The 10,550-nt window shown below is 63.6% G+C and carries 10 protein-coding genes; 7 read left to right on the top strand and 3 right to left on the bottom strand.

The window, feature by feature from the left end:
- Positions 1 to 561: 561 nt before the first annotated feature.
- From QCM77_RS44775 to QCM77_RS44760, 4 genes are read left to right on the top strand one after another with little or no spacing between them, the layout of a single operon-like run.
- Entirely contained in the window at positions 562 to 1,479 is a 918-nt protein-coding gene (locus QCM77_RS44775) for a branched-chain amino acid ABC transporter permease (RefSeq protein ID WP_211395372.1), read from the top strand.
- A complete protein-coding gene (locus QCM77_RS44770) occupies positions 1,476 to 2,420 on the top strand; it encodes a branched-chain amino acid ABC transporter permease (RefSeq protein WP_279667008.1) in 945 nt (314 codons plus the stop codon). Before QCM77_RS44775 ends, QCM77_RS44770 begins: the two co-directional genes overlap by 4 nt.
- Positions 2,413 to 3,180, top strand: a complete 768-nt coding sequence (locus QCM77_RS44765) for an ABC transporter ATP-binding protein (protein ID WP_279667009.1) — start codon at positions 2,413 to 2,415, stop codon at positions 3,178 to 3,180. The genes QCM77_RS44770 and QCM77_RS44765 overlap by 8 nt, the downstream gene beginning before the upstream one ends.
- Positions 3,173 to 3,901, top strand: a complete 729-nt coding sequence (locus tag QCM77_RS44760) for an ABC transporter ATP-binding protein (RefSeq protein WP_280096999.1) — start codon at positions 3,173 to 3,175, stop codon at positions 3,899 to 3,901. Before QCM77_RS44765 ends, QCM77_RS44760 begins: the two co-directional genes overlap by 8 nt.
- Positions 3,902 to 4,083: 182 nt before the next feature.
- Here QCM77_RS44760 and QCM77_RS44755 read toward each other — a convergent pair whose 3' ends face one another.
- The 3 genes from QCM77_RS44755 to QCM77_RS44745 form a co-directional block, all read right to left on the bottom strand.
- On the bottom strand, positions 4,084 to 4,467 hold the full coding sequence (locus tag QCM77_RS44755) for a hypothetical protein (protein ID WP_280096998.1): 384 nt from the start codon (positions 4,465 to 4,467) through the stop codon (positions 4,084 to 4,086).
- A 331-nt stretch (positions 4,468 to 4,798) separates the two neighbouring features.
- On the bottom strand, positions 4,799 to 6,247 hold the full coding sequence (locus QCM77_RS44750; RefSeq protein WP_280096997.1) for a glutamine synthetase family protein: 1,449 nt from the start codon (positions 6,245 to 6,247) through the stop codon (positions 4,799 to 4,801).
- A 187-nt stretch (positions 6,248 to 6,434) separates the two neighbouring features.
- Positions 6,435 to 7,793 carry an aromatic ring-hydroxylating dioxygenase subunit alpha gene (locus tag QCM77_RS44745; protein WP_279691361.1) on the bottom strand — a complete coding sequence of 453 codons (1,359 nt, stop codon included), beginning with the start codon at positions 7,791 to 7,793 and terminating at the stop codon, positions 6,435 to 6,437.
- A gap of 112 nt (positions 7,794 to 7,905) precedes the next feature.
- Between QCM77_RS44745 and QCM77_RS44740 the strand changes: the two genes are divergently transcribed.
- The 3 genes from QCM77_RS44740 to QCM77_RS44730 form a co-directional block, all read left to right on the top strand.
- Positions 7,906 to 8,691, top strand: a complete 786-nt coding sequence (locus QCM77_RS44740; protein WP_279691360.1) for an IclR family transcriptional regulator domain-containing protein — start codon at positions 7,906 to 7,908, stop codon at positions 8,689 to 8,691.
- Positions 8,692 to 8,771: 80 nt separating this feature from the next.
- Positions 8,772 to 10,355 carry a vanadium-dependent haloperoxidase gene (locus QCM77_RS44735; protein WP_280096996.1) on the top strand — a complete coding sequence of 528 codons (1,584 nt, stop codon included), beginning with the start codon at positions 8,772 to 8,774 and terminating at the stop codon, positions 10,353 to 10,355.
- Between the two features lie 10 nt (positions 10,356 to 10,365).
- Positions 10,366 to 10,550, top strand: a 185-nt coding sequence (locus tag QCM77_RS44730; RefSeq protein ID WP_280096995.1) for a hypothetical protein, incomplete at its 3' end; no start/stop codon positions are given.

The raw sequence follows: 10,550 nt of genomic DNA, 5'->3' as shown, positions 1-10,550 counted from the left end.
TTCTTCGGCAAGCTGAAGGAATTCAAACGCATAGCGATGCGATGTGACAAGACAGACGGCAGCTTCGAAGCGATGATCTACCTCGCCACCGCTGTCATCCATTCCAAGTGAATCTCAACAGACCCTAAAGCGCGATGAGATGAGGATGAATCATCGTCGCGCTTTAGGTTGTTGTTTGAGCATGATCTTTTCGGAAAACCGCTTCGCACTTTTCCGGATCATGCTTGAGGCGCATCCTTCCTAACGTTGCGACGAATTTCACACCCTCCCCCCGGCAACGGGGGGAGGGTGATCGTTTTGGGTGCGGCAGGTTGACCCATTCTGCACCGCAGTCTTCTTGCCGGGCGGCAGCCTTCTTGCAGAGAGCCGCTTTGCGGAGAGCCGCTCGATCGCATGCATCGGCATGCAACAAAGTGCATGTTTGGTGTCAAATCGCTCTTGCCTCGGAACGATACTGCCATTACCCATTTTTTCGCCTTGTACAGGCAGGGGGAGCTCTTTCACTGATGGCGACCGTGTTCGAACATCGGCGCGAACCTGCGTGCGCCTGAAAGAGTTTTGATGCTGCTCGTCGTCGAACAGTTCTTGAACGGATTGCAGTTCGGCCTGCTGCTGTTCCTGCTCGCCGCCGGCCTGACGCTGGTGTTCGGGATCATGGATCTCGTCAACCTCGCGCACGGCTCGCTCTATATGATGGGCGCCTATTTCGCCGCGACCTTCGCGGCCTGGACCGGCAGCTTCCTGCTCGGCGCGCTGCTGGCGCTCGGCGCGACGCTCGTGCTCGGCATCGTGCTCGAGATGAGCGCGCTGCGGCATCTCTACGGCCGCGACCATCTCGACCACGTGCTCGCGACCTTCGGCCTGATCCTGTTCTTCAACGAAGCCGTGCGGCTGATCTGGGGGCCGGCCGGCCTTGCGCTGCCGCTCCCGGTCTGGCTCACCGTGCCGGTGCCGATCCTGCCCGGCATTCACTATCCCGCCTATCGCCTCGCCATCATCGCGGTGGCGCTGCTGGTCGCGCTTCTGCTCTATCTCGGCGTGATGCGCACCCGCATCGGCATGCTGATCCGCGCCGGCGCCTCCAATCGCGAGATGATCGGCGCGCTCGGCATCAACATCAAGCTGCTCTACACCTTGGTGTTCGGCCTCGGTGCCGCGCTCGCGGGCCTTGCCGGTCTCATGCAGGCGCCGATCCTCACCGTGCAGATCGGCATGGGCGAGAACATTTTGATCCTCGCCTTCGTCATCATCGTGATCGGCGGCATCGGCTCGATCCGCGGCGCGTTCCTGGCCGCGATCCTGGTCGGCATGATCGACACGCTCGGCCGCGCCTTCCTGCCGAATTTGTTGCGGCAGGTGCTCAGCGGCGCCGCAGCCTCCACCGCCGCGCCCGCGCTGTCGTCCATGCTGATCTATCTGCTGATGGCGATCGTGCTGGTGGTGCGGCCGGAGGGGCTGTTTCCGGCCAACCGTCGATGAAGGCTTTCACTGTGAGCAAGGCCGTCACGGCCCTGATGCTGGCGGGCTTGGTGCTGCTGCCGCTCTATTCGCAGCTCTCCGGCAACATCTTCATCCTGACGCTGTTCACCCGCATCGTCATCCTGGCGCTGGCGGCCGCGAGCCTCAACCTCATCATGGGTTTTGGCGGCATGATGAGTTTTGGCCACGCCGCCTATCTCGGCATCGGCGGCTACGCGGTCGGCATGCTGGCGCAGGAAGGCGTCGGAAGCGGCTTCATCCAGTTTCCGGTCGCGCTCGCGGCCTCCGCGATCTACGCGTTGGTGATCGGCGCGCTCTCCCTGCGCACCCGCGGCGTCTATTTCATCATGATCACGCTCGCCTTCGCACAGATGGCCTATTACGTCGCCTCGGGGCTTGCGCGTTATGGCGGTGATGACGGCCTCACCGTCTACAAGCGCAGCGACTTCTCCGGGCTGATCAACCTGTCGAACCGGACGCAGTTCTATTATCTCTGCCTCGCCTGCCTGTTCGGCGTGGTTTTCCTGATCTGGCGCATCGCCAATTCGCGCTTCGGCCTCGTCCTGCAGGGCCTGCGCTCCAACGAGCAGCGCATGCAGGCGATCGGTTTTCCCTCGAAACGCTACCAACTGGTCTGCTTCGTCATCTCGGGCACGATGTGCGGGCTCGCCGGCGCCCTGCTCGCCAACAACACCGATTTCGTCAGCCCGGCCGTGATGTACTGGACCCGTTCCGGCGACCTCATGGTGATGGTGATCCTCGGGGGCATGGGCACGCTGTTCGGCCCGGTCATGGGTGCGGTGGTGTATCTGCTGCTGGAAGAGTTCTTGTCGCAGCTCACCGAATACTGGGCGCTGATCATGGGCCCGCTGCTGCTGCTGATCGTGCTGTTCGGCCGCGGCGGCATCATGGGCCTGCTCGGGAGGCTCAACCGTGGCTGAACCCTTGCTCCGCGTCGAAAAGCTGGTGCGCCGCTTCGGCGGCATCATTGCGACCGACAACGTCTCGCTCGACGTCGCGGCAGGTGAGCTGCACGCCATCATCGGCCCGAACGGCGCCGGCAAGACCACGCTGATCAGCCAGCTCACCGGGCATCTCGCGCCGCATTCCGGCAGCGTCTCGCTCGGCGGTCGCGACATCACCTATCTGCCGGCCTATCGCCGCTGCGCGCTCGGCCTGGCACGTTCGTTCCAGATCACCTCGCTGCTGCTCGACTTCACCGCCGCCGACAATGTCGCGCTCGCGGCGCAGGCACATGCAGGCCACTCGTTCCGCTTCTTCGCCAATGCGCGGAAGGAGAAGGGCCTGCGCGATGCCGCGCATGCCGCGCTCGATCGCGTCGGTCTCGCCCATCGTGCCGATGTCCTGGTGTCCAGGCTCAGCCATGGCGAGCGTCGCCAGATCGAGCTTGCGGTTGCGCTGGCAAGCAAGCCGAAACTTTTGCTGCTCGACGAGCCGATGGCGGGCCTCGGCGTCACCGAATCCCAGCGCATGGTGCAACTGCTCCAGGAGCTGCGCAAAGAGGTCTCCATCGTGCTGGTCGAGCACGACATGCCCGCGGTGTTCGCGCTGGCCGACCGCATCTCGGTGCTGGTCTATGGCCGCGTCATCGCCTCCGGCGATCCGGCCGCGATCCGGGCGAACGAGGACGTCAAGCGCGCCTATCTCGGCGAGGCGCATGTGGTGACGCACCATGGCTGAAAAAGTGATGGCTGACACGCTGCTCGAGGTCGACGGCATCGAGACCTGCTACGGCCTGTCCCAGGTGCTGTTCGGCCTGTCGCTGTCGATCAAATCAGGCGAAATGGTCTCGCTGATGGGCCGCAACGGCATGGGCAAGACCACGACCATCCGCTCCATCATGGGCCTGACGCCGGCGCGCGCAGGCAGTATCCGCTTCGCGGGGGCGGAGGTGCGGACGCAACCGTCCTACCGAATCGCAAAGCTCGGCGTCGGCCTCGTCCCCGAGGGACGGCAGATCTTCCCGAACCTCACCGTGCGTGAAAACCTGGTCGCGGCGGCCGCGGATCGCTTTGGCAGCGCCAATCCCTGGACGCTGGCCGCGATCTACGTGCTGTTTCCGCGTCTCGCCGAGCGCGCCTCCAACATGGGCAACCAGCTCTCCGGCGGCGAGCAGCAGATGCTCGCGATCGGCCGCGCGCTGATGACCAACCCGAAGCTCCTCATTTTGGATGAAGCGACCGAAGGCCTGGCGCCGCTGATCCGCGAAGAGATCTGGAACTGCCTGTCGCTGCTCAAGAGCCGGGGACAGTCGATCCTGGTCGTCGACAAGAACGTCGACCACCTCGCCCGCATCTGCGACCGCCACACCATCATCGAGCGCGGCAAGACGGTGTGGAGCGGTACCTCCGACGAGTTGCTGGCCGAGCCGGATCTGCAGCACAAGTATTTGGGGATTTGAGAGGGCGGTGAGCTGAGGGACGGGACGCTCTTGCGGCTCACTCAGCGTCGTCCCGGCGAAAGCCAGGACCCATACCGCGCAGTCCATCGATTGCGGTGGGCATCAGTACCGAGCGACCAGTCTTCGCCAAATTTTTTCCTGGGGAAATGGGTCCTGGCTTTCGCCAGGACGACATTGGGCCCTCACCAATAGATCCCATGCCGATGCAGTTCGCGGATCACGCGCGCCTCTGTGGATGGCTGGCGGCGCTTCGGCCTGGTTGTCTCGGCCGTGCTGGTCACCGGTGCGGCCGAGGACTGCGTGGGCGTTGTTACGGCCGGCGCTGTCACGGTCGTCGGCGCGGTGGCACCAGTTGAAGTCGGTGTGGTGGTCGCTGTCTGGACATTCGTCGGCTGCGTTGCCGCCGGCGTCTGTACCGCCTGTGGCGTACCCGTCGCCGGCGCAGCCGGCTGCTCGGTAGTCTGCTGGCCCGCATTGGTTGCCGCGAGGCTCAGGCTGCGCGGACCGCCGGCATAAGCTTGGGTCGCGAGAAGCGACATCGTCGCGATCAGGATCAGCTTGCGCATGGAAACCCCCGTTATCTGGTCAATCCGTCTTACCTAATTCGCACCTACCTGACGCTAGCGCGCCAACCGATGTCCGCCGATTTCGATCAGGGTGGCCCGGCAGGACAGGCGATAGATCAGGCTGAACAATTGATCCCACATGACCGAACTCCGCTGTTGATCATTGGGCAGAGCTTAACCCGCGTGTCTTTCCGGCGGTTTTCGGGGAGCGGGGAAAATGGCTTCGTCGGACCGCGATGTGATGTCGTCGGAACAGGTGGGACGAAGTCGCCTCACGGGCGTGTGAGCAGTGGGGTCGCTGCGCCTTTTACCCGCCCTCCAAGGGAGGATGTCAGAACACCTCAAAGTATTCGCGATGCTCCCAGTCGGTTACCTCAGACAGGAAGCGGTCGATCTCGGCATTCTTGATGTGGGTGTAATAATCGACGAACTCGGCGCCAAGTTTTTCGCGGAAGAACGGATCGTCCTTCAGCGCGATGACCGCATCACGAAGCGACTTCGGCAAGAGCGGCGCCTTGGTCTCGTAGGGCGTGTCGGCGGACGGGCCGGGATCGAGCTTGCGGTCGACGCCGTCGAGGCCTGAGAGAATCTGCGAGGCCATGTAGAGATAGGGATTGGCGGCGGGCTCGCCGATGCGGTTTTCCAGGCGCGTGGCGGCATCGCCGGCCGCACCGAGCACGCGGATCATCACGCCGCGATTGTCGCGGCCCCAGATCGCGCGGTCCGGCGCCAGCGAATAGGAGCGGTAGCGCTTGTAGCCATTGATGGTCGGGGTGGTGAATACGGTCGACGCGCGGGCGTGGTCGAGCAGGCCGGCAAGCCAGGCGCGGCCGAACGCGCTGAGCGGCTCGCCGCCCTCCTTGGTCGTTTCCTTGGCCATGAATACGTTGTCGCCGCTCGCGCGTGAGACCACCGATTGGTGCAGATGCCAGCCGCTCGCGAACAAATTCGCCAGCTTCGGCCGGCACATGAAGGTGGCGTGATAGCCGTGGCGGTGCGCGATCTGCTTCACGGCAGAGCGGAACAGCACCATGTTGTCCGCGGGCTCCAGACCCTTCTTCGGCGCGAAGGTGAATTCGCACTGGCTCGGCCCGAACTCGACCTCCACCGAACGCAAGGGCAGACCGAGCGCGACGATGTCACGGCGCAGGATCTCCAGCACCGGCTCCATCTGATCGAAGCGCTGCTCGGTGAGGTATTGATAGCCATGGCTGAGCAGGCTCACCGAAGGCGGCGTGCCGGGCTGGCCGGCATCTTCCGGGCGCATATGCGAATCGTCGAGCTTGAAGATGTGGAATTCGACCTCGAGGCCCGCGACGAAATCGTGGCCGCGCGCGCCGAGCTCGTCGAGCACCTTGCGATAGAGCCCGCGCGTCGCGAACGGCACGGGACGGCCGTCACTAAAATAAAGGTCGCAGAGAACCCAGCCGGTGGTCGGCGCCCACGGCAAAACGCGAAACGTGGTGGGATCTGCGACCATCAGCACGTCGGCCGCGCCCTCCATCTCCTTCATGCCGAAGCCGCCGCCTGACGTGAACACCGGAAACACCGTGCGGTGCGAGGTGTCCTTGGCGAGCATGGTGGTGGTGATGGAGCAGCCGCTCTCCAGCGAGGCGATCGCCTCGGAGGCGATGATGGTCTTGCCGCGCAAAATGCCGTGCTGGTCGGGGAAGGCGAGGCGGATGACTTCGAGGTTCTTCTCCTCGACGAGACGGCGCATGCGCGTCGCCGCGTCCTTCTGCTCATCCGACCACAGCGCATGACGCGCGACGAAAGTCACTATGGTTGCTCCTTGGTCCATGCTGTCATCGTCCGCCTTGTGCGCGCTGCGCACTGGGGCGGACGATCCAGTATTCCAGAGACGTCCGTGTGTCCACGAGAGGCCGCGGCGTACTGGATGCCCCGCCTTCGCGGGGCATGACAGTATAGGCTGTGGAGCCGCCGTCGCGACTCGCCGGCGGCGACCCTCACTCCGCCGCCGTCAGCCGATGCACGTTGTCTGCGATCTCCTTCGGCACCGGCGCCGTCCACGGTGCGCCGCGGCGGCGCTTGACGTCGACTTCCATCCAGTAGGTCTCCCAGCCTCGTGTCGGCCCGATGCCGTCCATGGTCGCCGGGCCCTGGATCGAGCGTGCGGTGCTCTCGTCGAGATGCAGCATCGGCTTCTCGCCGCCTGCGACTTTCTCGATCTCCTGCCGCAGCAGGCGGCGGTATTGCACGATCGCCTTGTCGCTCGAGCCGAGATGCTCCCTGGTGCGATCCTGGATCGCGCCCATCGATTCCACCGCCCACTGGTCGTGGACGTTGATGTCGGTGCCCATGCCGGTATAGGTCGCGGTCTGCTGTTCGTGCGGATCGAAGCCGTAGTCGTTGCTGCTGTTCTTGCGAGATTTGTAGTCCGGCAGCTCATAGAGCTCGAGCCGCTGGTCGCGCATCTTCTGCTTGTCCACCGCGTTCGAATAGCTGGTGAAGATCGCGTACCAGTAGCAGTTCTCGTCGTCGACCGGCACGTGCCACTGCGTGATGGTCATCTCCGTGCTCATGGGGATGACGAAGCCGTGCGGGAAGAGCTGGTTGGTGACGCGCACATGGGTGCGCTCCTCGTCGATCTCGCGCAGCGCGATCAGCCGCAGGCCGTATTCGGTGTGCTCGACATTGATGATCGGGCGGCCGTATTCGCGGAGGATCTTCGTCATCGGCAGGTCGGAGCCTGCCGATGCGCCGCGGAACTGCTTGCCGTAAGCGGTCGACGTGTCCTCGTCCTCGAAGAAGCGATGCAGATAGGAGGCGTGCGCGGGATCGATGCCGACCTCGAGCGCCTGGAGCCAGTTGCAGGCCATGTGGCCCTTGAACGCAAAGGTGTGGGTATCGGGCGCGACAAAACAGTCGAGCTCCGGAAAGGCCGGCGGCTCTCCCTCGCCGAGCCAGGCCCAGAGGATGCCGCTCTTCTCCACCACGGGATAAGAGCGCTGGCGGATGTTCTGGCAGAGCTTTGAGTCCTTCGGCTCCGCCGGCGTCTCGATGCATTGCCCGGTGGCGTCGAACAGCCAGCCATGGAAGGCGCAGCGCAGGCCGCCATGCTCGAGCCGTCCGAAGGCGAGATCGGCGCCGCGATGCGCGCAGTGCCGATCGATCAGGCCGTAGCGCCCTCGCTCGTCGCGGAACAGCACCAGGTTTTCGCCGAGCAGTTTGACGGGACGGATCGGGCGATCGCCGTCGAGCTCGTCCACCAGCGCCGCCGGCTGCCAGTAGCTCCGCATCAGCTTTCCGCAGGGGTCCTTCGGACCGGTGCGGGTGATCAGGTCGTTCTGCTCCTGGCTCATCATGGCGAGTGCATCCTTGTGGAGTGGCGTTTGTTCGCCTATTGAACGAATGGGCGAATTATGACATGCCTCGATCCGGCAGCAAGCACTATTTTGCAGGAATGTCCCTGAAACCATGCCCAAGCTGAAGCGAAGCGAGAGCGACGAGCGCGCGACGGATTTCGTCGAGAGCCTCGATCGCGGCCTGCGCCTGCTGCAATGCTTCGGCACCACGGCCGGCCCGATGACGCTGAGCGATCTCGCCCGTGCCGCGGAGCTTCCACGCGCCACCGCGCGGCGCATGCTGTTCACGCTCCAGCGCGGCGGCTTCGTCAGTGGCGACGGCAAGCTGTTTTCGCTGACGCCACATGTGCTGACACTGGCTGCATCGTATCTGCGGTCGAGCCAGCTCGTCACGGTCCTGCAACCGGTGCTCGATCGCGTCGCGACAGCGGCCAACGAAATCTGCTCGCTCGCGATACTCGACGGCGACGAGGTCGTGTTCATCGCGCGCAGTAGCCCGGCGCGGATGTTTTCAGGTGGGCTCGACATCGGCTATCGCCTGCCGGCCTTCTGCACCTCGGTTGGCCGCGCCATGCTCGGCCAGCTCGACGATGCCGAGCTTGCTGCGTGTCTGAAAGCGATGAAGCGCGAGGCGCTGACGCCGCACACGGAGACCGATCCCAAGGCATTGCTCGCGCGCATCCTCGCCGATCGCGCGCAAGGCTACGCGCTGGTCGATCGCGAGGCCGAGCCGCATTTCCGCTCGATCTCGGTTCCGGTGCGCCGCTACGACAATGTGATTGTCGCTGCCATCAACATGGGCGCCCATGTCGACCGCGTGCCGGCGCAGGAATTGATCGAACGATTTTTGCCGCTGCTCCTCGAGGGCACCGTGGCCATAAAGGATCGCCTTCTTTAAGCGCGATTTTGTCGCCGTTCAGCAGACGCAGGTTTAGCCGGACCCGGTGCTGCGCCGCGGCCAATCGCCACGCCTGTACGTTGGATCACATCTGCTCTTCGCCCCCACGGATAGAGTGCACGGGCCACACGCCCAGATTGCACGTGGCGCCATCATCATTTGAACGGGACCGGCAATATTGCAGAAGGAGATTACGAATGACCGCGACTTCTAAACAGCTTCGCTATTGGGTCGATATGGCAATCGAATGCGTCCGCCGGGATCATACGCAAGCACTCAGTCCTGGCGATCAAAAGGGCCCCTTTTTGACGGCGCGGGCGTTGGGCATGGCACTCGCCGCACTCAATGACGCCCATGCACATGCAAGCAGCCGCCCCCGTCTTTTGAACGTCGCCGCTCCCCCAGGTCTTGGCAGTGCGAACGCCCAGGTCGCGGCAGCCGCCGCCTGCGCCCAGGTGCTGCTCAGGCGATATCCAAATCAGACTCGCTTCCTGGATCCGGCTTGGAGCACCTGGCTCGAATATTTCGGTCTCGGGCAGGCCGGAAGCTCGGCAGAGCACGCCGGGCGTGCGTTCGGCGACGCGGTGCACGCCCTCGGCGCAAGCGATGCGACCAACGCCGCCGCGGATCAATATACCGCAACCGGCGCGCCCTATACGCATATCGCCCCTCCGAACCAGCCGACCCAGCGTTACGCCGGCGGAAAATGGGGCGAGTGCACGCCGTTGCTGGCGACGCGAATCGCGAACTTTCCGGCGCCTCCAGGCCGCATATCGCCAACGCAGGTCGAGCCGACGCCGCACTATCAAGCCGATTTCGCCAAGATCGTGGAGAAGGGAGGCCTTCAGCGCACGGCAGGCTCCCGGACCTTGGCCGAAGAAGTGGTCGGCACCGCATGGGGGTATGATGGCCCGCCGGAGTTGGGCACCCCGCCGCGACTTTATCTCCAGGTCTTGCTGACGGCTTTGGACGCCATTGAGGCCCGGACGCCCGGCAAATTGACCCTCGCCGACGAGCTGACGATCGTCGGCGGCGCGGCGGTTGCAATGGCCGATGCCGGGATCGACGCGTGGCACTACAAATATGCCGATACGCACATGATGTGGCGTCCCGTGGTGGGCATTCAAAGAGCTGTTACGGACAATGGAAAAGCCGTCCCGAACTGGCTGCCGCTCGGCCGCCCCGACACCAACGGAAGCGGCATTGGCCTGACGCCGGACTTTCCGGCCTACCCCTCCGGACATGCGACCTTCGGTGCGGCCGCATTCCAGCTGTTGAGGCTCTTCCTCGTCGAAAAGGGCGTGACGTCGTTCAATCAGCATGGGGTCGACAAATTCGCCTTTGATTTCGTCTCCGACGAGTACAATGGCCGCAACAACGATCCGCGAACGATGCTTCCGCGCGACCATCTGACGCTCAGTCACGACAGTCTCTGGAGCGTAATCACCGACAACTCCGTCAGTCGCGTTTATCTCGGCGTGCACTGGCAGTTTGACGGCATCACCAAACGCAATGGCGCAAATACCGCCGACGAGTTGGGGATTCCCACGCCGGATCATCTCGGACACACTGGAGGTGTATGGCTCGGAGCGCAAATCGCCAACCAGATCGCTCCGAGACTTGGCATCAGTCCGGCGACGATTGCCGCATCGAAGATTATCTGACGAATGGTCTTTGTGGCTCGTCAATAACCTAAAGCGCGATGAGATTGGATTGAATCGTCATCGCGCTTTAGGGTCTGTTGAGATTCAGGATTCACAGATTGGAACGTCCGTGATTCAAGCTCCGAAAGGAGTTTTGGATGCAGCGATTCGTTTTGACGGACGCCCAGTGGGCGAAGATGCAGCCGCTTTGTTTGG

The sequence above is a fragment of the Bradyrhizobium nivariense genome (genome assembly GCF_029846695.2).
Classification (GTDB): domain Bacteria; phylum Pseudomonadota; class Alphaproteobacteria; order Rhizobiales; family Xanthobacteraceae; genus Bradyrhizobium.
Note: the sequence above shows the minus strand (reverse complement) of the source record. Positions and strands in the feature narration are given on the sequence as shown.